21 protein-coding genes are annotated in these 25,421 nt (G+C 62.2%); 7 read left to right on the top strand and 14 right to left on the bottom strand.

Annotated elements, in window-relative coordinates; all coding sequences use genetic code 11:
- Nucleotides 1-80: 80 nt before the first annotated feature.
- The 10 genes from ftsX to QP305_RS01465 all read right to left on the bottom strand — a co-directional run bounded on the left by ftsX (nucleotide 81) and on the right by QP305_RS01465 (nucleotide 7,723).
- Nucleotides 81-995 carry a permease-like cell division protein FtsX gene (gene ftsX, locus QP305_RS01420; RefSeq protein ID WP_026429510.1) on the bottom strand — a complete coding sequence of 305 codons (915 nt, stop codon included), beginning with the start codon at nucleotides 993-995 and terminating at the stop codon, nucleotides 81-83.
- On the bottom strand, nucleotides 995-1,687 hold the full coding sequence (gene ftsE / locus QP305_RS01425; RefSeq protein WP_026429511.1) for a cell division ATP-binding protein FtsE: 693 nt from the start codon (nucleotides 1,685-1,687) through the stop codon (nucleotides 995-997). The genes ftsX and ftsE overlap by 1 nt, the downstream gene beginning before the upstream one ends.
- 117 nt (nucleotides 1,688-1,804) lie before the next feature.
- Nucleotides 1,805-2,992 carry a peptide chain release factor 2 gene (gene prfB / locus QP305_RS01430; RefSeq protein ID WP_284903477.1) on the bottom strand — a complete coding sequence of 396 codons (1,188 nt, stop codon included), beginning with the start codon at nucleotides 2,990-2,992 and terminating at the stop codon, nucleotides 1,805-1,807.
- A 9-nt stretch (nucleotides 2,993-3,001) separates the two neighbouring features.
- The gene (locus QP305_RS01435) at nucleotides 3,002-3,469 is read right to left on the bottom strand and encodes a hypothetical protein (RefSeq protein WP_284903478.1); all 468 of its coding nucleotides are present in this window, start codon (nucleotides 3,467-3,469) and stop codon (nucleotides 3,002-3,004) included.
- Nucleotides 3,466-3,906, bottom strand: a complete 441-nt coding sequence (locus QP305_RS01440) for a hypothetical protein (RefSeq protein WP_284903480.1) — start codon at nucleotides 3,904-3,906, stop codon at nucleotides 3,466-3,468. The genes QP305_RS01435 and QP305_RS01440 overlap by 4 nt, the downstream gene beginning before the upstream one ends.
- Nucleotides 3,903-4,337: a hypothetical protein gene (locus QP305_RS01445; protein ID WP_284903481.1), complete on the bottom strand. Its 435-nt coding sequence runs from the start codon at nucleotides 4,335-4,337 to the stop codon at nucleotides 3,903-3,905. The genes QP305_RS01440 and QP305_RS01445 overlap by 4 nt, the downstream gene beginning before the upstream one ends.
- Entirely contained in the window at nucleotides 4,334-4,546 is a 213-nt protein-coding gene (locus tag QP305_RS01450; protein ID WP_284903482.1) for a hypothetical protein, read from the bottom strand. The genes QP305_RS01445 and QP305_RS01450 overlap by 4 nt, the downstream gene beginning before the upstream one ends.
- Nucleotides 4,547-4,586: 40 nt before the next feature.
- On the bottom strand, nucleotides 4,587-5,492 hold the full coding sequence (locus tag QP305_RS01455) for a type II secretion system F family protein (RefSeq protein ID WP_284903484.1): 906 nt from the start codon (nucleotides 5,490-5,492) through the stop codon (nucleotides 4,587-4,589).
- A 15-nt stretch (nucleotides 5,493-5,507) separates the two neighbouring features.
- On the bottom strand, nucleotides 5,508-6,515 hold the full coding sequence (locus QP305_RS01460; RefSeq protein WP_284903485.1) for a type II secretion system F family protein: 1,008 nt from the start codon (nucleotides 6,513-6,515) through the stop codon (nucleotides 5,508-5,510).
- Nucleotides 6,516-6,517: 2 nt separating this feature from the next.
- Nucleotides 6,518-7,723, bottom strand: coding sequence for a CpaF family protein (locus QP305_RS01465; protein ID WP_284903486.1), 1,206 nt, complete (start codon nucleotides 7,721-7,723; stop codon nucleotides 6,518-6,520).
- 265 nt (nucleotides 7,724-7,988) lie between these two features.
- Here QP305_RS01465 and QP305_RS01470 point away from each other — a divergent pair, with 265 nt between their 5' ends.
- On the top strand, nucleotides 7,989-9,047 hold the full coding sequence (locus tag QP305_RS01470) for a phosphotransferase (RefSeq protein WP_284903488.1): 1,059 nt from the start codon (nucleotides 7,989-7,991) through the stop codon (nucleotides 9,045-9,047).
- Here QP305_RS01470 and QP305_RS01475 read toward each other — a convergent pair.
- Nucleotides 8,995-12,912, bottom strand: coding sequence for an ATP-dependent DNA helicase (locus QP305_RS01475; RefSeq protein WP_284903490.1), 3,918 nt, complete (start codon nucleotides 12,910-12,912; stop codon nucleotides 8,995-8,997). The genes QP305_RS01470 and QP305_RS01475 overlap by 53 nt on opposite strands.
- Nucleotides 12,909-16,370 carry an ATP-dependent DNA helicase gene (locus QP305_RS01480; protein ID WP_284903491.1) on the bottom strand — a complete coding sequence of 1,154 codons (3,462 nt, stop codon included), beginning with the start codon at nucleotides 16,368-16,370 and terminating at the stop codon, nucleotides 12,909-12,911. Before QP305_RS01480 ends, QP305_RS01475 begins: the two co-directional genes overlap by 4 nt.
- Before the next feature lie 197 nt (nucleotides 16,371-16,567).
- On the opposite strand from QP305_RS01480, the gene QP305_RS01485 reads away from it, so the two are divergent.
- Both QP305_RS01485 and QP305_RS01490 read left to right on the top strand, forming a co-directional pair.
- On the top strand, nucleotides 16,568-16,792 hold the full coding sequence (locus tag QP305_RS01485) for a DUF3107 domain-containing protein (protein WP_284903493.1): 225 nt from the start codon (nucleotides 16,568-16,570) through the stop codon (nucleotides 16,790-16,792).
- Nucleotides 16,793-17,052: 260 nt separating this feature from the next.
- Entirely contained in the window at nucleotides 17,053-18,744 is a 1,692-nt protein-coding gene (locus tag QP305_RS01490; RefSeq protein ID WP_284903494.1) for a DEAD/DEAH box helicase, read from the top strand.
- 84 nt (nucleotides 18,745-18,828) lie between these two features.
- Here QP305_RS01490 and QP305_RS01495 read toward each other — a convergent pair whose 3' ends face one another.
- A complete protein-coding gene (locus tag QP305_RS01495) occupies nucleotides 18,829-19,455 on the bottom strand; it encodes a MarC family protein (RefSeq protein WP_026429521.1) in 627 nt (208 codons plus the stop codon).
- Between the two features lie 216 nt (nucleotides 19,456-19,671).
- Nucleotides 19,672-20,511, bottom strand: coding sequence for a PHP domain-containing protein (locus QP305_RS01500; RefSeq protein WP_284903495.1), 840 nt, complete (start codon nucleotides 20,509-20,511; stop codon nucleotides 19,672-19,674).
- 102 nt (nucleotides 20,512-20,613) lie between these two features.
- Between QP305_RS01500 and QP305_RS01505 the strand changes: the two genes are divergently transcribed.
- The 4 genes from QP305_RS01505 to QP305_RS01520 are packed head-to-tail and all read left to right on the top strand — an operon-like array spanning nucleotide 20,614 to nucleotide 25,330.
- Nucleotides 20,614-22,140 (top strand): aminopeptidase P family protein, encoded by a 1,527-nt coding sequence (locus tag QP305_RS01505; protein WP_284903577.1) that lies wholly within the window; start codon nucleotides 20,614-20,616, stop codon nucleotides 22,138-22,140.
- A complete protein-coding gene (locus tag QP305_RS01510) occupies nucleotides 22,140-23,552 on the top strand; it encodes a magnesium transporter MgtE N-terminal domain-containing protein (RefSeq protein ID WP_284903497.1) in 1,413 nt (470 codons plus the stop codon). Before QP305_RS01505 ends, QP305_RS01510 begins: the two co-directional genes overlap by 1 nt.
- Entirely contained in the window at nucleotides 23,545-24,186 is a 642-nt protein-coding gene (locus tag QP305_RS01515) for a DUF1003 domain-containing protein (protein WP_087070615.1), read from the top strand. Before QP305_RS01510 ends, QP305_RS01515 begins: the two co-directional genes overlap by 8 nt.
- Nucleotides 24,173-25,330: an Mrp/NBP35 family ATP-binding protein gene (locus tag QP305_RS01520; RefSeq protein WP_284903498.1), complete on the top strand. Its 1,158-nt coding sequence runs from the start codon at nucleotides 24,173-24,175 to the stop codon at nucleotides 25,328-25,330. The genes QP305_RS01515 and QP305_RS01520 overlap by 14 nt, the downstream gene beginning before the upstream one ends.
- The last annotated feature ends 91 nt before the right edge of the window (nucleotides 25,331-25,421 follow it).

Raw genomic sequence — 25,421 nt, forward strand, 5'->3', positions numbered from 1 at the left:
ACCTTTCCTATGTTTATCTGTTCCAGCGGCCGTACCGTCAGGATTGGCGACGACGCCGCGGCGCCGTCGCCCCACTTTCACTACACGCGTGCGTACCTGCGCAAAGCGATCCAGGAGGCCAGGCCGGACACCACGACCGAGCCGATGAGCAGCCAGGGCGCCACCTGGAGGGCTTCGCTCACGCCGATCACGCGAATCCACGGCAGCGATTGGGAAATCCAGTCTTCGAGCAGGAATTTCGCTGCCAGCCACAGCCCACCGACCGCGAAAATCGCGCCGACGAGCGAGGCGATAATTCCTTCGAGGATGAAGGGCAACTCGATGAAGAAATTCGAGGCGCCCACGTAGCGCATAATCCCCGTTTCGTTACGCCGCGACATTGCCGAGAGGCGGATCGTGGTGGGGATGAGGAGGAGCGCCGTGAGGATCATGACCGCGGCCAGTCCGCCGGCAATCGCGGTGAAGCGGTTGAGGGTGGCGAAGACCGGCTCGATTTGTTCGCGCTGGTCGTACACACTCTGCACCCCGGGGCGGTTACCAAGGTCTTCCACAAGAACCTGGTACTTTTCCGGGTCGTGCAATTTGACGCGGAAGGAGACCTGCATCTGGTCGGCCGTAACCGTGTCACGCCAGACCGAATCGCCCATTTGTTCCCGGTAGTTGGCGAAGGCTTCTTCTTTGGTTTCGAATTCGTAGCGCTCCACCTGGGAGGCGAGCGGTTCGGTAGTCAGGGCGGTATCGATGGCCTTGATTTGTTCGTCGGTGGCTTCGTTACCGGCGCAGGGTTCGGTGGCGTCATTCGCCGCGCACATAAACACCGAGACTTCCACCTGGCTGTACCAATCGGCACGCAGGTGGCTGATCTGAGTTTGGAGTAGCGCCGCCGCGCCTACGAAAAGCAGGGAAACGAAAGTGACGAGGGAAACCGAGGCAGCCATCGCCTTGTTATTGATAAGTCCCTTGAATGTTTGGGACAGGACGAAACGACTGCGCATTAGTGTTGCCCTCCTCCGTACTGGCCGCGATCCTGATCGCGGACGATCACGCCGTTGGCCAGCTCAATAACGCGTTTACGCATCTGGTTGACGACGGTGGCATCATGGGTGGCCATAACCACCGTGGTTCCCGAGCGGTTGATGCGATCCAGGAGGCGCATAATCGACAGCCCGGTGTTTTGGTCCAGGTTGCCGGTCGGTTCGTCGGCGAGGAGGATTTCGGGGCGATTGACCATGGCGCGGGCGATGGCCACGCGCTGCTGTTCCCCACCCGAAAGCTCGTTCATGCGGCGGCGTTCCTTGCCGTCCAGGCCCACCATTTCCAGCACTTCCGGCACTTCGGTGCGGATGCGATGGCGGGGCGCGCCGATGACCTGGAGCGCGAGCGCCACGTTATCGTGCACGTTCTTATCGGGAAGGAGCCGGAAATCTTGGAACACCGTGCCGATGCGGCGCCGCAGGAAGGGAACACGCCGCTGGGAAACAGTGGCGAGATCCTTGCCGAGCACCTCGATTTTTCCGGATGTTGGCCGTTCGGCAACGTTGATGAGCGAAAGCATCGTTGATTTCCCCGAACCGGAGGGGCCCACGAGGAAAACGAATTCGCCGCGGTCAATATCCGCGCTTACCGAGTCCAGCGCGGGTTTCGCGCCCTTCTGGTAGAGCTTCGTCACCTTGGTAAATGTGATCATAAACTTGCCCTTAGATTACTACTATCGTGCTTTACCCTACGGAACAGGCCGTAAAATCGCGCGGGACGCGCCGCGTACCCGGGGAAATTCACGCGTTTCCTCCCCCGCTTTCCCCACTTAGTCACCGGTTTTGTCGCCTGCCTTGTCACTGGTCTTGCTGCCGGTCTTCTCGGCGGTTTTATCGCCGGCTTTTTCGCCGGTGGCGCGCCAGCGAATACCGGCATCGATGAAGCCGTCAATATCGCCATCGAAAATCGCGTCGGTATTCCCCGATTCGTACCCGGTGCGCAGATCCTTGACCATCTGGTAAGGCTGGAGCACATAGGAACGCATCTGGTCGCCCCACGAGGCTTTGATATCTCCGCGCAATTCTTTTTTTTCGCGCGCTTCCTCTTCCTGTTTGAGGAGGAGCAGGCGCGATTGCAGGACCCTCATCGCGGCGGCGCGGTTTTGGATCTGCGATTTCTCATCCTGCATGGAGACCACGATCCCGGTGGGAAGGTGGGTGATGCGCACCGCGGAATCGGTGGTATTCACGGACTGGCCACCCGGCCCGGAAGAACGGAACACATCGATGCGAATGTCAGTATCCGGGATATCGATATGGTCGGTTTGTTCGATCAGCGGAATAACTTCGACGGCGGCGAAGGAGGTCTGGCGCCGCCCCTGGTTATCGAAAGGCGAGATGCGCACCAGCCGGTGGGTCCCGGCTTCCACCGAGAGCGTGCCATAAGCGTAGGGAGCACTCACCTCAAAGGTGGTTGATTTCAGCCCGGCTTCTTCCGCGTAGGAGGTATCGAGCACCTTGGTGGCGTAGCCGCTGCGTTCAGCCCAGCGCAGGTACATGCGCTGAAGCATCTGCGCGAAATCGGCCGCGTCCACTCCCCCGGCCCCGGACCGAATCGTCACCACCGCATCGCGCTCATCGTATTTGCCGGAGAGCAGGGTGCGGATCTGGAGTTCTTCCAGCGCTTTTTCGGTGCTCGTCATCTCTTCGCCGAGCGCTTCGTATAGTTCCCGAGCCGAAGCCGGATCCGAAAGTTCTTCTTCCTGCGCGATCTCAAGGAGCGCACCAGCATCGTCAATACGGACGCGCATTTTCTCGAGTTTCTCCAGTTCGCTTTGGGCATGGGAGAGTTTCGAGGTGACCTCTTGGGCGCGGGCAGTATCATCCCAGAGCCCGGGCGCGGAGGATTCTTCCGTCAGCGCGGTGATACGCGCGGTGAGGCCCTCCACATCGGTCACCGCTTCGATTTGGTGAAAAACACTGCGCAGATGGTCAAGACGTTCGGAAAAATCACTCACGGCATAAGGCTACCTCAGGTCAAGGCGCGCCCGGGCCTGCGCACGTATCGGCACGGGAAGGTCCAGTACCGGAAGCCGCACCGTTTTTTCCAGGGCGACGACGACGCCGGCGCTATCCGCGCCGGTATCTGGCAGCACGCGCTCCGCGGGGAATGTTGCGGCGGCGAGCTGGCGCACAGTGGCCGCGCTGGGATGGCAATTGCTCAGGGGCGCGCTGCTGAAATAGCATTCGCGGGTGATCTCTTGGCTGATCGCGAGCGCGGTGGAATCGGCCTGCCCCTGGAGTGCGTGCCGGGCGGTGAGGACGGTGGCGAGGTAGACGAAGCCTAAGCACAGCACGGCACTGAGCGCCCAGGTTCCCAGGCCGAGGATAAGGATATTGCCGCGTTCCCGGGGTGCTGCTCGTGCCCGCAATGCCGGAGATTTCGCCAGGGTGTGCACGGCCGCGCCTGTTGACAACGATCCACGCTTGTTCACGGCCGTGCCTCTCGAAAACGGTCCACGGTTGTTGAGGCGCTCTGCTCGATAAGAACAGTGCGCCCAAAATAAGCGAGCGGAAGTGAGACCTCAACCGTGACGGTGACGCCTGCTCCCGGGCTTAGGCACGGGTGGGCGGAGCAGGAGATCCGCGGGGGCGCGCCGCTTAGGGCGGCGCCGCTCACCGCAGCATCGCTTACCGCGACGTGGACAACCGCCCGAGCTCGCGCTGTTCCGCTGGCTGTGTTGTCCGCGGTTGCGAAACTGCGGGCTGCTTCCTGAGCTGCCTGCGCGGCGACCGCCCGGGCGCGGGTAATCCCGGTGCTTTCCACGGTAAATATGAGGAGCGGGAGAACAAGCATGACGAGGATAGCGAGGGCTTCCAGAGTGCCGTTTCCCTTTTCGCGGATGCTTCGGTGGTTCACCTGGTTTTTCATAACCGTGCTCCTTTCGCGGGTGGTGGGTGGGTGTGCGCCCCGCGAGCGGTGAGGACGTGTGCGTGGGCTCGCAGCTTGACCGGATGTGTTCCCAAGAGGGAGGAATATGTTCCGGTGATCTCGACCCGTAGGAATTCTTCTTCCCCGATGCGGATCGTGTTCGCGCTGGCTGTGCACCGGCAGGCGGGGAGGCGCGCGGTGATGTCCGCGGTGGCCTGCGCGGCTATCTCGGGCAGGCTGAGCTGGCGTACCGTTCCCGCACGAGCGGCCCGCGCCGCGCAATCACGTATCTGTTCGATAGCAAAGACGCGGGCTCCGAGAACCGCGAGTGCCAGGGCAGCTAGTACCACCACCCCGGCGAGCAGGCAAAAATCGACGACTGCACTACCGCGTTCGGAGGTGGGAACAGAGGGATCACGTGTCTTTCTCATGAAAAACTCGAGATGCGTTCGATGGCGGTGGAGAAGAGATTCGTGAGAGCCGGGCCGGCTACTGCCCAGATGGCGAGCACCAGGCCGACGGTCATGAGGGTGACAAGTACCCAGCCGGGCACGTCCCCGCGTTCGCCGGAATCCGGAGCGATCCACGTTGAGCAGCGTAGATCAGAGTGGATATATGCACCGTGCGTACTCACTGGCATGAGTGTTCCTTTCGCTAGATAGGTTGGTTGTGGTGGTGGTTTATGGGGAGGTGAGAGGAAGGAAGGTGAGTCGGGCCAGGCCCGGGTAGAGGGCGATGACCACGATGAAGGGCAGGATGAGGAAAACAACGGGGATCATCATGAGGATTTCGCGGCGGCCTCCGCGTTCGAGGAGTTGGCGGCGGGCATAATCTCGTGCTTCTTCGGCCTGTACCCGCAAGGTGTCTGCGAGCGGAGAGCCGTGGGCGAGGGCGGCAAGTAAGGCTTCGCATAGGCTTTGCAAGGCCGGGTTGTGGACCCGTTCGTTGAGGTGGCGCAGGGCCGTGGTGAGCGGGTCTCCGGCATAGACATCCCCGAGGGTTCGCCGCAGTTCTTTTCCCAGGGCTCCGCCGGCGAAGCTCGCAACGTATTCGATAGCTCCCACGATGCTGGTGCCCGCCCCCACCGCGATGCTCAGGAGGTGGGCGATATCGGGAAGTTCGGCGGTGATAGCGCTGTCGCGGCGGCGCAGGCGCGCGGTGAGCTGAGAGTCCACGGCGAGGATGGCGCCAATGAGGAAGAGCACGGGGCAGGCAGCCGCGAGCGCCGCGGGTAATCCGCGGGCAAGGCAGGCTAGCCCGAGCGCGATACCGGCTGCTCCGGCGAGTACTCCCGCGCGTAATTGGGCAAAGCGGAAGTCTGCGACGTCGCCCTCCCCTAAACGGTGGAGACGGCCCGTGACCGATGCATGAGTGGAACCGAATTTTTCCGCGCCGCGCAACACCATTCTGATGATGCGATGGGGCAGGCGCGGGCGGGCACCGCGCAGGTAGGGCGCGATGCGGGAAACCAGTGCGGGGCCTGGCCAGAGCCACCACCAGCCGAGGAGCACGAGGCCCGCCACGGTGATGCTACCGGTCAGTGCGGGGAGGGGTGCGGGAACGAGCATGGGAAGGGGAAGAAGCATAGGAGCGGTCCCTTCCTATACGGCGGCGCGTCGGGCGCGACTGGGACGGGGAGACGAGGACGGGCCGACCTGGGAGGCGGCTGGCATAGCAGTAGGTGAGGCAACCTGCGAGGCTCCCGGTGATGCTCCTGGTGATATTCCCGGTGATATTCCCGGCGAGCCGGCCAGGACCCGTTGCTCTTCGGGGAGTCGGCCCAGGTGGAGCATGAGCCCGTAGGCGAGCAGTGTGGCGGCCAAGCCACCCAGCAGGATGAGGGTGCCGGTTGGCGAGGTGAAGGCGTCCATCGTGCCCGGCCTGGTGGAGAGCAGCAGGAGGACGAGCCACGGGGCGAGTGCGGCCACCCGTGCCGCGTTAACGGTCCAGGATTGCCGGGCGAGGAGTTCGCCCCGGGCCCGGTTTTCTGCTCGCAGGGATATCGCGAGGGATTCCAGGACGCGGGGTAGATCGTGGCCGCCGTGGCGAACGGCGAGTCGGAGAATTTCGAGGACCCGGTCTGATACCGGGTCGTGGAAGGAATCTTTGAGACGGGTCAGGGAGGTGTCAAAGCTTCCGGCTGTTTCCAGGTGGGTGGCGAAGGAGCGCAGCGCAGGAGGGGCATCTGGCCGGGTGGCGAGATAGAGAAGAGCTTCGGGGATAGTGCGCCCGGCCCGGAGGGAGGAAAGCAGCTTATCGATGCGGTCGGGCCAGGCGAGGCGCTGCGTATCCCGCGCTTTCCGCCCCGCGTGACGGGCATGCCAGAACGGCAGCCAGAGCCCTACTACTCCCCCGGCGGCAGCGAGGAAAGGATGCCCGGTGCCGAGCACGGCAGCTAAGGCCAGGCCGAGGCCAGAGCCTATGCTTATCCCGAGCTGGCGCCAGGAAATCGCGACGCGAGCCGATCCGAGGCGCCCCGGCAGTGCCGGCCAGCGCGAATCGCCAGCGTAGCGCGGGCGATCCGAACCGCACACCACCGCCGAACCGCACAGAACGCGGATAACCGTAAGGATTCCGGTGGTGAGTAAAGCTCCAACGATCAGTCCCATGATCAGCTCACCGCCCGGGTAAGAATGCTTCCATCTGGCCCAAGGCCCATTATTTCCAGGATCTGAGCGACCTTACGCTGCCCGCTGGCCGCCCGGGTTACGTGGATGACGAGGTTAATAGTGGCGGCAACGGTGGGCGTCACGAAGTTCGGGGTGATATTTTCACCGGCGAGGAGCGGAAGGATCTCCAATTTCGTGAGGGCTTCCCGCGCGCTATTCGCGTGAATAGTGCAGGCCCCGGGAATGCCCGCATTGAGGGCCACAAGAAGATCGAAGGCTTCCGCACCGCGTACTTCTCCGATAACGATGCGGTCCGGGCGCATACGCAAGCTTTCACGCACGAGGTCGCGGAGAGTCACCGCGCCGCGCCCTTCCAGGGACGGCGGGCGTGTTTGCATCGCAACAACATCGGGAAGGTCAATACCCAGCTCAAAAACTTCTTCCGCACTGATAAGACGCTCATTTGGCGCTATCCCGCCGAGGAGAGCACGCAGGAGAGTGGTTTTGCCAGCCCCGGTTGATCCCGATACCAAAATATTGCGCCCGGCGCTCATCGCTGCGCTTAGGTAGTCTGCCTGCGCTTCTTCCAGCATCTGCACATTCACCAGATCGCTGAGCTGGCGGGCCCGCACCGTGTATTTTCTAATATTGATCGCCCAATATCGCGCGGTGATATCGGGGATAGCCACGTGGAGACGTTCCCCGGTAGGCAGCTGGGCATCAACAAACGGGGTGGAGAGGTCCAGGCGCCGCCCGGAGGCGTAGAGCATCCGCTCGACCAAGGTGTGGATCTCACTTTCCGCCATCGTGAGATTAATACGAGTGGAAACACCCGAGCGGGCCACAAAGATCTTATCGGGAGCGTTAATCCAGATTTCTTCTACCTGCGGATCGTCGAAGAATTTCTGTAGCGGCCCGTACCCGCTCAACTGGGAGATGAGGTGCGAGCGTACGCTCTCCGTATCCGCCAGGGCCGCGTGCTCCCCGCGCACTGATTCGTCATTAAAACTACTGAGGGTTTCTCCCACGATGGTTTCCAGGAAAGCGGCGTCACGGCGCGGATCAATTCCGCGGTGCCGAATCGTTGCCCGGACTCGCTCTTCTATGGCCTGCCGGGTGGCGGAGGCAGGGCGATAGGAACGGCTGGCCGCGTGCGTTGGGCGAGCCGGGGCGGGGCCCGCGGGCCCCGGATATGCCGTTTCGTGCATGGCGCCTCCTTTGGATATTCGGGTAGTGATCGTGGTGAGCTGCTCTCACTGTAGGGTCTCCTGCGTCCGGGAAAAGCACCTAGCTGGCTGGCTGTGGATAGGGGATGCGTTTCGCGATCATGTGGATAGTTCCGGAGGCCGGTCTATATCCGGGCATAGCGACAGACCTATCCAGACGCAGCACCAGACCTATCGGGCCGTGGCGGCCGGCCTATATCCGGGGTGTAGGCAAGCACGTGGCTGAGTTTTCGGATAAATTGAGGGGGTGACTACTTCTCCGCTCTATCTTGCTGCGCTTGCCGTCGGGGCTCTCGGCGTCGAGATTGTCTCCACGCGCCAACCGTTTGTTGAGACGGAAGATTTTGTTTCCGGGTGCGTCCTTGATTCTCAGGGGCGCCACTGGATGGTCAAAGTTCCTCAGAATGGCACGGCGGCTACGTCCTTAGAAGCCGAAGCGGCTCTGGCTCCCCAGCTTTTGGAAGAATTGCGGGCCGGGCGCCTGCCTTTCGATATTATGCGGCCGGCCGGTTTTGTTGATGCTGATACCGGGGGTCGCGCGGTGGTCTACCCGGAACCTTTTGGGCGGGCGTTGGTTTTCGAAGCCCTCGGTGAGGAAGAAGTGCGGGAGATGGGCCGCACGCTTGCCGCGATTCACAGCATTGACCGGGATGTGGTGGCTCGCTCCGGCTTGCCTGTTTATACGGCTGGGCAGTGGCGCGCGCGGGTGCACGCCGAGCTGGAGGCAGCCGATCAGGAAACGTCCCTTCCCACAATTTTGCGCCAGCGCTGGATGGATGTGCTGGATAGTGACGAGGTGTGGGATTTTGAAGAAACGGTTGTCCACGGTGATGTGGCTTCCGATAATTTCTTGTGGTCGAATGGCTCGGTTGCAAGCGTGCTCGGTTTCGGTGAGGCACACGTGGGCGACCCGGCCCGGGATTTAGCGGCGATGCTTGTTCTTGATGATGAACAGTGGCCGAGTTTTATTACTTCTTATGAGAATGCGCGCTCGGTTGAGCTGAGGGAAGCGGATTACACCCGTATTATTTTCACGTCGGAGTTCGCGATTATTCGCTGGCTCATGTACGGGATTCGTACGGGCAGCATGGAGATTAGGAACGACGCCGTCCAGATGCTCGGCGCGCTGGCCGAGGATGTACGTGAGGCCCCGGATTTGCTCCCCGCTCCCCCGGCATCGGAGCCGGTTTTCACAGAAAGTGCTTCCGATGCCGAAGCGAGCGGTGCGGATGAACTCACCGGGGAAACCGCGGTTACTGCACCTGATTGGGCAGACCCGCACGAAGCAGAATTTCCTCCTCGCTGAGCTTCCCAGCCCGCAATTCTTCAGCCCTATTTCCCCGCAGGTAGACGAAGGACGCATCAATTTCCGCGAGGGGGATGCCGTGGGCCCGGGACCAGGCAAGCCGGTAGAGGGCGAGCTGGAGTTCCCGGGCAGCCTTCGTTTCCCCGTAGGGGCGCCGCCCGGATTTCCAGTCCACGATAGTCACCGGGGCACGCCCGGGTACCTGTGAGGTGTCGAAAACAGCGTCGAGTGCGCAGTGGACAACATGCCCCCCGATGACCACACCGAGTTGCTGTTCGATGGCGAGGGGCGGGTAGCTGGCCCATTCGGATGCTTCGTAATTCTCATACATACGCGCAATTTCTTCCGCGCTGAGAACGGGATCATGATCGAGCGGATCCTCGCTATCAATATTGAGCACGGCGGCGCTCGCGTAACTATCAGCGATTTTTTCGTGCAGGATCGTTCCCAAACGCGCAGCTCGCGAGGGCTGGCGGGGAACCGGGCGGCGTTTATTGAGCAGATATTCTTCGCGGTGTTCAGCCCGATAGACGAGCTCGGTGGCGGTGTAATGCCCGCCGGCCTCGGTGTACTCGGACGTTTCGGCTTGCTGTTTGCGTGCGATGAGCCGGCCGATGACCTGGGTGAGTTCGGCGCGCTGGTCAGCATCGAGATTTTCCGCCTCGATAGGGAGGCTGCGGGCCAGGTCACGCGGCCAGGCAAGCAGATCGGGCGCCTCGAAATAATGCGGTACCGGTTCGAGAACCGGCGGATACACAACTTCTTCGCCAAAAATGTCAACGAGCTCATCCACGCTCAAGCTGTCCGGTGCAATATCCGGGAATCCTTCCGGCAGTTTCACGGAGGAAACCGTGGCTGGCGAGGCAACCAGCGTGAGCTCCCCGCGGGCGGCAGCTTCTCGCACCGCGCTCAGGAAGCACGAGGGAGGCCGCGTTTCAACGCCCAGCGCGTTATCGCCCCCATCTGCCGGGGTTTCGGCAGCGTTTTTCTTCGCTTGCTTTTCTGCTTTCTGTACCCGGCCGGACACATCTTTATCATCTTGGAAACAGTATCCGGCCAGCAGGAGCTCCCGAGTGGACCGGGTAAAGGCCACGTAAGCAAGGCGACGCATTTCTTCACTTTCGTGGTACGCCAATTCGTCAAGGAACCGCGCGTAAGTATTCGCGACAGTGATTTTATCGAGATTGCGCGCGCCGGCCAGTGCGAATTGGGGCAGGTACGGATAGTCGGTCCGCAGGGGGTACGGGAAAATACCGGTATTGCGCGGCCAAGCTTTCACACCTTCGGTGACTTCGGAGAACTGGCCTTTCACGAGTTCAGGTACGACGACGAGGTCACGCCATTCCAAACCTTTGGCAGCATGGACGGTCATCAATTGGATAACCCCGGGGGTAACATCGACCGCGCTCTCCACCCGCGGAATATCTGCCCCGGATTCTTCTTCCCCGCCGTGTTCTTCTGCCTCCACCACATCGAGCCATTCCACGAATTCGCGCATGCCCCGCTGGCTATCACCGTGCGCATAGGTGCGGGCCAAGGAGATGAATTGGTCGATGGAGGTACGTACCCGCTGCCCGCCTTCGCTGCGGGTAGCGGCCGCGGTATCCAGGCCGAGCAGGTGAACGGCCCGATCAATCTGATCACCCAAAGCGTTATGCAAACCGGAACGCAAGGATGCGAGGGTGGCATTCAAGCGCCGCAGGCGTTCCCAGCCAGTGCTGGAGAATTCGCCGCGCGCGGATCGGGCTGCTTGCCTGAGCTCAGCTTCGCCCGTTCCCGCCAGCTCCGCCGCATCCGCGTGCTCACCTGGGCACTCGCCCCCGTGTTCACCCGAGTTGCCATCCGCATGCGCATCGAGATGTCCATCCCCATCCGCGTGCTCACCCGGGATGCCCGGGGTGCTCGGGGTGCTCGCCAAGAGCATAAGCGCGTGGAGTGCCTCGCCCAGATTGGCTTCGTCCCGACTGTTGAGAAGGGGTTGCGCGGTAGCCAATTCACCCGCGGCGCCAGACGCGCCCTCGTGGCCGGGTGCGGCGTCGTCGTTAATAAAACTGGCACGCACGTCGCTATCGACTTTGGTGACCGCCGCGGCCGCGTAGCGACGCGCCCACCTCGAGAGCGCGCGGATATCCGCCACCCCGATATTCCAGTGGGCGAGTAAGCGCGCGAGGAGGTCGCCGCGGGCCGGGTTGGCAGCCAGGCCGAGGGCGGCCCGCAGGGTAATGATTTCCGGGCGCGCCACCAGCGATTCCCCGCCCACGATCTCAAAGGCGAGGGGCTGAGGCGTGGCACCCCCAGGGTGAGCGGCAGATTCCCTGGCGAGCTGGCTGTTGAGTTCGCGCAGGGCGGCGGCCATCATATCGATATAGGAGCGTTTGCGGCACAGGACGGCGATCTCGGCCCCGCGCGGTGCTTCACCGCGAGCGCGCCGCTCTTCGTTTTCCGCGGCCACCCGCTCGCGTACCGCGAGGATATGCCGGGCGATGCTCCGGTAGGAGTCTTCGCGAAGGAGGGTACGGATTTCGCTGACGCGCCCGGCTCCCGCTCCGGGGCGTTCACGCAGCCGCAGTGGCGCGATATCGGCACTTTCCCCCGCGCTCCCCGCGGTTCCCGCGCTTGTTGGGGCGGGCCTGAATTCGGGTGGGAAATTCGGGTGGTCGCGATCTTCGCGTAGGAACGTGTCGCGTTCCAAGGGAGTGGCGACGGCGTTGCCTGCCGCGAGCACGGCCCTATCGTTACGGAAAGCGGTGGAGAGCTGGAGTTTCTCTACGTGCCCGAAAATGCGGGTGGTGTGGCGTGCGAAGTTGGTCAGGGCGGCGGCGCTGGCACCTCGCCACCCGTAAATGGCCTGGTTCGGGTCGCCTACCGCGGTGATGGATAGGAAGCCGTCGCGTTTCGCGGTGAGGGCGCTGAGGAGGAATTGTGCCTGGTTTTCGTCGGTGTCTTGGTATTCGTCGAGCAGGATGAGGCGATACCGGGAGGAGATTTCCTTGGCTATTTGGGGATACTGGGTCATGATGCGCCCGGCGATGGCGACCTGGTCGGCGAATTCGGTAACGTTGAGTTCTTTTTTGAGCTGCAGGTAGGACTCCACTAGCCCGAGCACGACCTGTTGCTGTTTGGGTACTGCCGCTCCCCCTTTCAAATTGGTAAATTTCTTGGAGGCATCCGGGTACCAGCAGCGCGCGCTCATGATGCGTGTTGAGTCGGCACACAGAGTTTCCAGGGCGTGATCTTGGGCGGTGAGGAAAGCGCGGGCTTCTTCTAGCTCCACGCCGTTGGTGAGGATTCCTTGGGCGAAGGTGAGGGCGTCGTTGATGAGGCTGGAGCGGCTGCGTTCGGCCAGGACCGCGGTACTAGCGCTGCTGGGCAGGGCGCTGACGACCTGGTCCATGAGCTGGACGCGTTCGGCATCGGTGATGAGGCGGGCGGTGGGATCGGCTCCGACCAGCATGCCATAGGCTCCGGCGATGTCGTTCGCGAAAGAGTTGTAGGTGGATATCACGGGCCTGCGCATGGTGCTTCCCGCGTTGCTTCCTTCCGGGGCAAGGAGGCCGAGTTTTTCCAAGCTGGTGTTAACTCGTTCAGCTAGTTCCCCGGCGGCTTTCCGGGTGAAGGTGAGTCCGAGGACTTCATCCGGGCTCACGTTGCCGCAGGCGAGGTGGTAGGCGATACGGTCCACCATGGTTTTTGTTTTGCCCGATCCGGCTCCGGCAACCACGAGGATGGCCGGGGCGGTGGAGGTGATGACCCGGCGTTGTTCCGCGGTGGGTGGGTGTTCTTGGCCGGCGAGGATGCGGTCTAGAGCGGCATCGGGTTCCGCTGGAGCCTGTGCTTTAACGTATTCGTGGGGTGTGGGTGTCATGAGAAAATCCGTCCTTCTTGCGTGAGGGGACTAATGGATTGAACCCGGTCATTGGCTTCTTCCAAACTGGGCGAGACCGGTACGAAGCCGCTCACCGCGATCTGGGCGGCGCTGCGTACCCGGTCTTCCGCGCGAGCGGCGCTCTCCTCATCAAGCGGTTCTTGGGTGAGAACGGAGGGGCTGTGCTGTTTCTTCAGGAAATTGTGCGGGTGGACGTCCACGAGTTCCGCACCGGCAGGCGTGTGTTTTTCGTTGAGGGCCCACTGGTAGACCTGGAGCTGGGCGTGGTCCTCAGCCTGTGCCTCGCTGGGCTTATATTTTCCGGTTTTCAGGTCAATGACCCGGGCACCTTCCCCGCGGTTGACGAGGCGGTCAATGGAACCGGATACCCGTACGGGCGGGGTGCCGGGTAGCTCACGGCTAATCCGGTGTTCTACGCCTAGCAAGGTGTCATCCCGGTGGGAATCAAGGTAGATATAGAGGTTATCGACCATGTCACTGGCTTGGTCGAAGAGGAGTTTGTCGTAATGAGTGGGAGTTTCGGATAGTTTTTCAGGCCAGAGCTCTACCAGGCGGGCGTGCATCTGCTCCTGATGTGGTTCCTCAGCGAATTCTTCCGCGATGCGGTGAACCAGGGTTCCGATGGAGGCGCTTTCGGTGCCTTCTTCCGAGCGCAGGCCCACCGCGGAACAGAATCCGTCAAGCGGGCAGGCAAGAAGGGATTCCACCGCTGAGGGACTCACGTAGACCGGGCCGGGTACCGCTGCTTCGGTTGAGGTGGCGAGCTCATCCATCCAGGTGTGCGGGTCCGCCGCGCTAAATCCGGCGCTACGCATTTTCTCCAGAGCTACCCGGGCGAAATCGCTGGATTCTCCCCCGGCACGTAGTGCCCGGCGCAGTACCCCAACGGTTTCCTCACTGCTGAGGAGCGCGGGTGGGATCGGTTGGGCAACAAGGGGCCGGCGCCCGAGGGGAAGGGCCATACCCCAACGCGGATCGCTGAGCGAGCGCACGGTACGTGGAAGATTGGGACCGCTCCTAGTGACTCCCGTTCCCACTCCTGCACCCGTGCCTGCGCTAGCACCTGCTCCGGCTGAGTTTTCCGAGATATCAAAGCCGAGCAGGGGGAAGAACCGCGAAGGGGTATCTCCCATGCTGTCCGTGGTGGTCACGAGGAGACTGCGCCGGGAGCGCGTAACCGCGAAATGTAATTGGCGTAGTTCATCAGCGATGACCGTGGATGTGGAATCGCGATAGACCGCACCTCCGCTAGCCGCAGTTCCTGCTCCAGCCGAATCGCCTGCACCGGCCTCGGTGCCTGCACTGGCACGGCTAGCGATTCTTCCGGTTACAAGTTCACTCAGGAGTCCGGTACCCGTGAGGGCATCACGCGGGCGCGGATTGGGCCATACGCCATCCACCACGTGCATGAGGACAATATGATCCCATTCACGCCCTTGGGCTCCCGCGGGAGTAAGGAGGGAAACGCTATCGGCTTCCGCCCCGCCCCGCGCGATGGAATCTTCGGGGAGTTCTTGGGAGCTCACTTCTTCCAGGAGAGTATCCACCGTGACAGCCGGGTCACGATCAGCCATGCGTTGTGCCACCCGGAAGAGGGAAATAACCGCATCGAGATTCCGGTTGGCTCGGTCGGCATCCGGGCCGTGCCCGAGGGCTAATTGTTGCCATTCTTCGGATTTTTCAGCGCCCTCCCACGCGGCCCACAGTACTTCTTCGGCTTGCATGGCGCAGGCCTCCCCCGCTTCCCGGATATGGGCGAGTAGAGCACGCAGAGGTCCGAGTTCCGCTGCGGTGGGCCCACCGCTCCCTAGGACTGCTCCGGTAAGAAGTTCCGCTTCACTGCCACGCTGCCCGGAGAGGAGGGCTTGGGCACGCAGCCATCTGCCTACCCTTTTGATTTCGAGGGGGTCCATTCCGATGATGGGTGAGGCGAGTAATGCCGGGATATCAACGCCCTCCGGGGTGGCGAAGGCGTGCGGGCCGCTGGTGAAGGCAGCGCGGATGAGGTCAAAGAGTGCGGCGACTGCCGGTTCGCGATGCAGGGGCTCATCACTAGCCAGGGGCGCTACCGGTATTCCGCGCCGCACGAGTGCATCGCGGATCCGCCCGTGTTCACTGCGCGCACGGGTAAATACCGCCATCTGCGAGTAGGGGGCACCGGTGCGTAGATGTACTTCTTCCAGGTAGGAAGCCACGTAGGCGATTTCTTCTTCCATGTGGGCGAAGCTGGCCCCGCGCAGCGCATCATTCCACGGATCGGTTGGTCCGCAGGGCAATTGATCGGATATATGCGAACTTGCCGCTTCTGCATCCACCCTGGCACCGTCACCATTGCCACTGGTATGACCGCTGCCATGATCCGGGAGCGCCGGCCCGGCAGCGCGGTGGGCATGCACACCCCCGCCCACCGGGAGGGCCTGCTCAATGCGCTGAGCTTGGCTAATAAGAACGGAACCACCGCGATGCCGGACGTTGAGGTAAACAAGATCAGCATCCAAGCCGCGCGGAGCGGGATAAGCAAGATCACCCGGGAGGGAATGCACCCCGCCGCGAAATCCCTGAACCGCGCTATCGGGATCACCGGCCACGATAATCCGGGTTCCCTGATCGCGCATTACCCGCAAGAGGGGAAGCATGGACCGCGGTGCGTTCTGGGCATCATCAACAAGGACCATTGCCCAACGGGGCCGCGGTACCGGGACCGTGCGGCCCGCTGCCGCCAGGTGTTCTTCCCAATCCGAGAGCATATGGGTAGCCGCACCGACGAGCTGGCTGTGATCAAGACGATCCGGGCTAGCGGCCGAACCTGCCAGCGCATCCCCCAAGGTGCGCACCTCATCGTACCGGCGCATAAGCGCGCCGGCCAGGCGCCACATCTGTGCTTGGAGTTCGGGCACGCTCCCGTTTTCCGCCCAGGCTTCCAACTGGCCGGCATCCAGACCGAGTTCGCGAGCGCGGGTGATAAGGTTACGCAGCTCTTGGCGTAATCCGGGAAGATCACGCACATCCTCAGTAACAAAATCGGGGAAATGGATACCCGAGTATTCATCACTGAGAATCTCACGCACGATGCGATCCTCATCAGGACCGGAGATCAATTCGGGTTTTTCCCGCCCCAGGGCTTGGGCATAGCGCTGCACAATGGCGTAGGCGAAGGCAGAGAGGGTACGGACCTCCAGGTTTTCGGGGCGCACCCCGGCCGCCAAGGTGAGCAGGTGCTGGAGGCGTGCTGCGGCGCGCCGATCCTGGGTGATGACCGCAATATTTCCTTCATGGAGAGCCGCGCGGGCAATATGGGCGAGGACGGTGGTTTTCCCACTTCCGGGCGCACCAATAATGCTCAGGGTGCCCGGGGCTAATCCGCCCGCAGACCGTGCCAGAGCCGCGCTGACCGCTGCCTCTTGTGAGGCATCGAGTTGTTCGACGATCCTGTCCACCACGATCCTTTCTTCGCAGGTGCGTTGTTAGGATTAACCATACGAGAGGCTTACGACAAAATTTTTTGTCGTAAGGGGCCGCTACTGTGGAGGCATCGCGAACGCTACTGCGGAAGCATCGCGAAGATGAGCTATTCAGGCTCTTTCACGGCGGTGCCTTACGGCCCCGCATCCCTAGAGTATTCAAGGAGAAACATATGGAAATCGTTATTGGTTTTCGTGAAACTACCCGCGATCTGATTTTGGAAACGGATGCCTCGGTTGAGGACTTGCGTGCGCTTGTCGATGCCAGCCTGGGTGGAGAAGGCAAGCCTTTGCGTATTACCGCGAAGAAGAATCGTGAGGTAACCATTCCCGCCGATGCTATTGCTTTCGTGGAAATCCGCGAACAGGATACCCGCCGGGTTGGCTTCGGTCTCTAGGAAATTCGTGGTGCACGGGAGGTCGCGGCGGCCCGGCCGGATTCGTGCCGTAGAATAGCCGGGAGCCTGGAGGCCGTGTACGCCGCCTCCAGGCGTGATTGATATGTGTAGCTGCCCGGTCGCTGGGGATTGTCGCGATCGGCTGCTACCTCGGGTGGTGTGCTCGGTCGCCGGTGTATAACCGGCTGATGTGGCATATATCGCAACTGCTGCACCCACCCCTAGCTCGTGCGCCTTAGCGCACGCAGAAAGGACAGCATATGGCTTCCGGAGTGATTGATTCCTCCCGCGCTCATGAACCCACCGACACCTCCCCCGCCGCGGATATCACCGGCACGGGGGAAGGCCTCGAAACCAAGTCTTTCGCGGATTTCGGAGTTTCCGAACCTATCGTTCGTGCCCTGGAAGAGCACGGCATTACCCACCCGTTCCCGATCCAGGCACTCACCCTTCCCGTTGCCCTGACCGGGCACGACATTATCGGGCAGGCAAAAACAGGCACCGGGAAAACTCTTGGTTTCGGTATCCCGCTCCTCGAAGTCTCGATAGGTCCGGGAGAAGAAGGCTGGGAGAATATCCCGCCGGCAGATCAGGGTAAGCCCCAGACACTCGTCGTGCTTCCCACCCGCGAACTGGCCAAACAGGTTGCTTTGGAGCTGCGTAACGCCGCCGCCCACCGCAGCTTGCGTATCGTCGATATTTACGGCGGGCGCGCCTATGAACCCCAGCAAGAAGCGCTGGCCAAGGGCGTCGAAATCGTGGTGGGCACCCCGGGCCGCATCATCGACCTCATGAAACACGGCACCCTCGTGCTCAGCCGGGTTCGCACCGTGGTCCTCGATGAGGCCGATGAAATGCTTGACCTCGGTTTTTTGGACGACGTCGAAAAAATCCTCTCCGCCGTTCCACCTACCCGCCACACCATGCTCTTCTCGGCAACCATGCCCGGTCCCGTCATCACCATGGCGCGCCGCTATATGACGAAACCGACGCATATTCGCGCCCATACTCCCGGTGATGACAGCGCCACCGTGAAAAATATTCGCCAGGTTGCCTACCGCGTCCACGCCCTGAATAAAGACGAAGTGGTTGCGCGCATCCTCCAGGCCCGGGGCCGGGATCGCTCCATTATTTTCTGCCGCACCAAGCGCAATGCGGCCCGCCTGGCCGATACCTTGCGCGACCGCGGATTCGCGGTGGGATCCCTGCACGGGGATCTGGGCCAGGGAGCCCGGGAACAAACCCTGCGGGCCTTCCGTAAAGGCAAGATTGACGTGCTTGTTGCAACCGATGTTGCCGCCCGCGGTATTGACGTGGACGATGTCACCCACGTCATCAACTACCAGTGCCCCGAAGATGAAAAGATCTACATTCACCGTATTGGGCGCACCGGCCGCGCCGGAAATAAGGGCACCGCGGTCACCTTCGTGGACTGGGAAGATATGCCCCGCTGGTCACTTATCAGCAAGCAGCTCAACCTCGGGATGGCCGATCCGGTAGAGACCTACCACACCTCGGATCACCTCTACACCGATCTTGATATTCCCACCGATGCCGGCTCCACCCTCCCCGAATCCCAGCGGGTGCTGGCCGGTCTGGATGCCGAAGAGATTGAAGACCTGGGTGAAACCGGGCACTCGCGGGGCGGGCGCAGGAATTCTCAGCGTCGCTCGGCCCGCCAGGGCGGGCGCCGCGGCCCGCGCGAACGCGGGAGCGAACGGCGTTCTTCTTCGACCCGTGGATCGCGCCGTGCCACATCCACGGCCACGAAGACGGAGGGGCAGCGCTCGGGAAGCGGGCGTCGTCGTACTGAAGAAAAAGAACAGCGCAGTACTTCCGGGCGTACTCGCCGCAAGCTCGGCACCCCTCGCACGCGGGCCGAAACTCCCGCGGCTAGCGAGCAGGCAGGAACGCAGCGGCGTCGTCGTAAACTCTCCCGCAAACTGGACTAAGGCGGATTAACAGGCTCAGGCGGGCACCTCCACATTTCCCGGAGGCGCCCGCCTGAACTTTAGAATTGCGCGGAAAAGAAAAACCTACGCGGCGCCCGGCCACACCGAAACCGCGCCGGCAATAATAAGCTGCACCGAAATAGCGGCCAGCAGCATCCCGGCAATGCGGGTGAGGAACACCGTGCCGCCTTCGCCGAGGAGCCGGTGCATGGGCGAAGCGAAACGCAATACCACCCATTCAATGATGTGCAGCAGAATAAAAGCCGCGATAATCGCGAGGATGCCGCCCAGGGTATCGCCGGATTCCTCCACCTTAATCATGATGGCAACGATCGCGCCGGGCCCGGCCAGCAGCGGAATTCCCATGGGCACCAGGGCGATATTCACCGAGGAAGCCTTCGCCTCTTCTTCTTGCGGATTGGATTCGTCCTGCATGAGCTGGAGGGCGACGAGCAACAGCAAAATACCGCCCGAAATCTGCATGGCGGCGGTGGTAATACCCAGCAAATCCAGAATGTATTTGCCGAAAACCGCGAAAATCGCCAGCACAATCGCGGAGGTGAGGACCGACTGCCAGGCTGCGCGATTGCGTTCCTTATTGGTATTACGCGCGGTGAGCGCGATGAAAACCGGGAGGTTACCCAGCGGGTCGGCGATAACGAACAGGGTCATGAAGGTGGACAAGAAGATCGTGACATCAAAGACGGCCACGGGGCAGTACCTCCTGATTCTCCCCGGCGACCAGGTCCTCCACATCCGCAGGAGCGGTTTTACACCGAGCCGGACTTATAACGACACCATCCTAGGACATCCCCGCGAGAATCGAAAAGACATCCTGAAAATTTTCACGGCCGCGCCCGCGCCGGGTAGGAATGGCGCTCGCAGGTACCCGGCTCCCGCCGGAACGCTACGGCAGTGAAGCGCGTTTTAACCTAGCACAGGCAACGCGGTACCGTCGACCAGCTCGGCGATAATATCCGGGCTCGTGGTGTACTGCCCGAGCCGATTCGTTTTCCCGCGCCCGTGGTAATCACTCGCCCCGAAACCGCGCAGTTGCAAACGCTCGGCAATGCGTTCCAGGCCCGGCACCAGCGCTGGATCGTTTTCCGGATGGCGCAGCTCCACGCCGAATAGTCCGGCCGCGGCCATTTCCTCAAAAGCGCGCTCGGGCACCACCTTATTGCGCGCGGGCGCCACCGGGTGGGCCAGCACCGCTTTCCCGCCCGCCGCCGTGACCATCCGGATGGCCTCGCAGGCCTGCGGCGCGTAATGCGACACATAGTAGGGTCCGTGCACGGAAAGATAGTGGGTAAAAGCCGCGCTCCGGGTGGGAACCACGCCGGCCGCCACCAGGGCGTCGGCAATATGGGGCCGCCCGACGGTCGCCCCCGGAGGCGTATGAGCCACCACATCATCCCAGGTGATAGGCACGTCCGCGCTGAGCTTCTCCACAATGGCCCGGGTGCGAGTGAGCCGCGACGCCCGCGTGGTAGCGATATGCTCCTGGATCGCACGGTCATGCGGATCGAAAAGATACCCGAGGATATGGCAGGTGATCCCTTCCCATTTCGTGGACAACTCCATGCCACGGATAAGTACGACGGCGCAGGAGGCCGCCGCAGCGGCGGCCTCCTCCCAGCCGGCCACCGTATCGTGGTCGGTGAGCGCAATTCCGGTCAGGCCGATACTCCTGGCTTCCTCCACGAGTTCGCGCGGAGTGACCGTGGAATCGGAGGCGGTGGAATGAGTGTGGGTATCGATAGCCATGCTCTCCAGCTTAGTCGGCGCTGGCTGGGGTGCGGGGCGCGGGTGCCGGCCGGGGCGCGGGAAAAGTTCGCGGGGCTTTTTATGTCGGCAAAGGGTGCGATAATGGACGGTATGACTACCAAGGGACAGCACGATCAGGATACTGCGCAGCAAAATTTGCGCGCCCGCGGAAATAACCGTTCTCAGCAGCCCAGTAACCTCGAGTTTCGGGAGTTCATGGGCTCGGATTGGGGGCCCCGGCCCGAACCGGCACCGCGCACAGAGGTCGCAGATTATTTGCCGGCCCGCCACGCCGCCCTTTCCGCGCTTTTCCCGGGTGAACGCCTCGTTATCCCGGCCGGGGAAACAAAAGTCCGCGCTAATGACACCGATTACCGCTTCCGCGCCCATTCTGCTTTCTCACATATGACAGGCCTGGGCGGGGAACAAGAACCCGGCGCGGTCCTTGTTTTCAATCCGCGCGAAGAAGGCGGGCATGATGTCACGCTCTACTTCTACCCGCGCGCCTCGCGTTCCTCAGAAGAGTTTTATTCGGATCCGGCCCACGGGGAATTCTGGGTGGGTGCGCGTCCCTCCCTGGAGGAAGTCAGCCGCGCAACCGGCTTGGCCACCGATTCCCTGGATAATCTTCCCGATGCCCTCGCGAAGGATCTCGGGGAAGGCCAGGTGAGTATCCGGGTGCTCGCCGAAGCATCGGAGCAGATCACCGCGCAGGTAAGTGACTTGCGTGCCGCGGCCGGGCTCTCGCAGGATTCCGCCCAAGATGTGGAGCTGGCCCAGGCCCTCTCCGAACTTCGCCTCATTAAAGATGATTTTGAAGTGCGGGAAATGCGCAAGGCGGTGGCGGCCACCTACTCCGGTTTCGATGAGATTATTCGTAGCCTGCCGCGCGCGGTTGCCCACCATCGCGGGGAACGCGTGGTGGAAGGGGCGTTCTTCGCCCGCGCCCGCGAAGAAGGCAACGGCCTGGGATATGACACCATCGCCGCCTCCGGCAACCACGCCAATACTCTCCATTGGATGACGAATGATGGTGAGGTTCGCGAAGGCGATCTCATCCTCGTGGATGCCGGGGTGGAACTCGATTCTCTCTACACCGCGGATATCACCCGCACCCTCCCGGTCACCGGCACCTTCACGGAAGAACAGGCAGAGGTCTATAACGCCGTGCTGGAAGCTGCTGAGCGCGCCCTGGAAGTGGCCGGCACCCCCGGCGTGAAATTCAAGGATGTGCACGCCGCCGCCATGGAAGTTATTGCCGCGTACTTGGAAAAGTGGGGCATGCTCCCGGGCACTGCCGCGCAGTCCCTGGCCCCCGAGGGCCAGTATCACCGGCGCTGGATGCCGCACGGCACCTCCCATCACCTCGGCTTGGACGTGCATGATTGCGCGGCCGCCCGCCGGGATATGTACCTGGATGCGGAACTCAAACCGGGGATGGTCTTCACCATCGAACCGGGGCTCTACTTCCGCGAAGATGACCTCAAGGTTCCCGAACGCTTCCGCGGCATCGGGGTGCGTATCGAGGACGATATCCTCATCACAGAAAACGGCGCTGAGCGCCTCTCGGAAAATATACCGCGGACCATCGCTGATATCGAAGAATGGTTCACGCGGGTGCAGCGCTAATGAAAACCTCGCAAAATTCTCGCGTTTTTATTGGGCGGCTGGCCGGTACCCCCGTCTACGATCCCATTGGCGACCAGGTGGGTACCGTCCACGATGTCGTCGTGGTGTTCCGCGTCAAAGGGGTGCCATCCGCGGTCGGGCTCACCATTGATGTGGTGGGCCGGCGGCGGGTCTTCCTGCCCATTACCCGCGTCACCTCCATCGCGAACGGCCAGGTCATCATTACGGGTGTGCTCAATATGCGGCGCTTCCAGCAGCGCAGTTCGGAAACACTCGTCATGGCCCAGCTCATTGACCGCGAAGTGGTAGTGCGGGAAACCGGCACCCGCATGAGCGTCGTAGACGCGGCCATTGAACCGCTGCGCGGGCGCGAATGGGGCCTCACCCAGGTCTATGTGCGCGGAATCGGCACGAATTCCCGCCATTCGGAAATCCTCAAGGTGAGCGAAGTGGCCGGCCTGTCCACCGCGAGCCACACCCAGGGAGCTGCTTCAATCGTCTCCCAGCTGGTGGATCTCAAGCCGTGGGATATTGCGGAAATTTTGCGTGATTTACCCGAGGAGCGTATGCAATCGGTCGCCCGGGAGCTTACGGACGAAAAGCTCGCGGACGTCCTGGAAGAACTCGGTGATGAGGACCGCGTTACTGTATTGGCCGGCTTGGATGTGGAACGTGCCGGTGACGTTCTGGACGTCATGCAGCCCGACGACGCGGCCGACCTCATGGCCGATCTGCCGTCTGAAACGGCCGCGATCCTCCTCGACTCCATGAGTGAAGGCGAAGCGCAAGATGTGCGCCGCCTCCTCACCTATGACGAGCGCACCGCAGGTGGTCTCATGACCCCCAACCCGGTGATCCTCGGCCCGGATGATACGGTCGCCCAAGCCCTGGCCGCAGCCTCCCGCCCGGATATTCCGCCGGCGTTGGCCGCGGTGGCTTTTGTGTGCCGCCCGCCTTTGGAAACTCCCACGGGGCGGTATCTGGGCGCGGTACATATCCAGCGGGCACTGCGCGAACCTCCGACCACGATGCTGGGTTCCATTCTGGATCGCAATACCGAAGGGGTGGATCCGGAAGCCCCTATCGGTTCGGTCACCCGCGAATTAGCAACCTATAACCTCACCGCTGTCCCGGTGGTAGACCAGGGGCTCCTCCTCGGAGCGGTCTCCGTTGACGACGTGCTCGACCACCTCCTCCCCGAGGATTGGCGCGATATGGATGATTCCTGGGAGGGCGCGGATTCTGAGAGCGCGGATTCTGAAGGCACGGATTCTGAAGGCACGGATTCTGAGAGCGCGAGCGCGGAACTCGCCGCAAGCGACCCGAGCACAAGCAACCCCGCCGCATCAGAAAACCCCACAGCATCGGGAACCCCCGCCGCATCCACGACGAACGAGGTGAACCGTGGCTAATGATTTCAATGAACCACTCGAACGCCGCAGCCGCTTGTTTCGGCGCCGGCGCCGCAAGGACCCGGAGGCTGCCGGGCGCGCCGCGGAAAGCATCGCCCGTTTCCAGGGCACCGCGAGTTTCCTGGTTTACCTGACCATTTTCGTGGTGGCGTGGCTGGCGTGGAACACCATGGCCCCCGAAAAATGGCAATTCGATTCCGCTGAATTTGGTTTCACCGCGCTCACGCTCATGCTTTCCTTGCAGGCCTCCTACGCCTCGCCCCTCATCCTGCTGGCCCAGAACCGCCAGGATGCCCGGGATAAGGTAAGCGCTGAGCAGGATCGCCAGCGTGCTGATCGCAACCTGGCGGATACCGAATACCTCATGCGTGAAATTGCGGGTTTGCGCGATGCGGTCGGCGATATGGCCACCCGTGATTTTGTGCGTTCGGAATTGCGCGATTTGCTCCACGAGCTTGATGACCGCAATATTGACCGCGCTGCCGAACGCGAAGAACGTATCCGCGAATTGCAAGAAGAACTCGATGCGGTCAAGGCTCAGCGCGAAGCCCGTGATGTCCCGGTTGATCCGGGAGATGACCACGCCCGTGCCGCGCTTGACCGCCCTAGGGAGGAGCCCGGTGCCCACGAGTGATCTTGTTTCCGATTCGGTGCCGCGCTCACCCGCGGCCGCTGCCCTCACCAAGGATCGAGTTCTAGAAGCCCTCTCCGGGGTTATCGACCCGGAGCTACGCCACCCGATTACCGAACTAGATATGATCCACGGGCTGCGGGTGAGCCCGGAAGGTGATGTCACCCTCACGGTGCTTCTCACCACCGTGCACTGCCCGCGCCAAGACGTCATCGAAAAGGAAGTCCGCGAAGCCATCTCCACGCTTGAGGGCGTGGGTACTATCGCCATCACCATGGGTGCCATGACCCCCCTCCAGGTGCAACACCTCCAGCAGAAGCTGCGTGGGGGGCGCACCACCCGGGAGATCTCTTTCGCGCGCCCCGACTCCCCCACCCGCGTTATCGCGGTGGCCTCCGGAAAAGGTGGGGTTGGTAAATCCTCCGTCGCCGCAAATCTCGCGGTTGCCCTGGCTGCCACCGGCCAGCGCGTAGGCCTCATCGACGCCGATATTTACGGTTTTTCCATCCCCGGGATGATGGGAGTGGATACCCCCGCCCAGCAGCTCAACGGCATGATCATCCCCCCGGTCGCCCACGGCGTGAAAGTCATGTCCATCGGTATGTTTGTGCCCGGGAATACCCCGGTGGTGTGGCGCGGCCCCATGCTCCACAAGGCTCTCGAACAATTCTTCGCGGACGTGTACTGGGGGGATCTGGACTTTGTTTTCCTTGATTTACCGCCGGGAACGGGCGACGTCGCTATTTCTTTGGCTCAGATGCTGCCCCGCGCGGATATCCTCGTTGTCACGACGCCGCAAACTGCCGCCGCGGACGTGGCTGAACGGGCCGGTGCAGTTTCTAAGCAAACTGAGCAGACCGTTATCGGCGTCGTCGAAAATATGTCCTACCTGGAACTACCGGACGGTACAAAAAATACTATTTTTGGTTCCGGTGGCGGGCAGCTCGTCGCCACGAATCTCAGCGCGACCCTCGGGTACTCGGTCGAGCTTCTCGCCCAGATTCCGCTGGAGCCGGCGCTGCGGGAGGGTTGCGACGCGGGAACGCCGTTCGTCCTCGATATGGTGGACTCCCCCGCGCGTGATATTCTGCGTGGCCTAGCAGCGCGTATCCAAGAGCTACCGCGGCGCGGGGCGCCGGCTGACTAACGTGCATGCGCTCCGGCTGACTAACGTGCGTGCGCTCCGGCTGACTAACGTGCATGCGCTCCGGCCAGCTAGCCCGGCGCGCGTATCCCGC

This window comes from Actinotignum timonense (genome assembly GCF_030216305.1).
GTDB lineage: Bacteria > Actinomycetota > Actinomycetes > Actinomycetales > Actinomycetaceae > Actinotignum > Actinotignum timonense_A.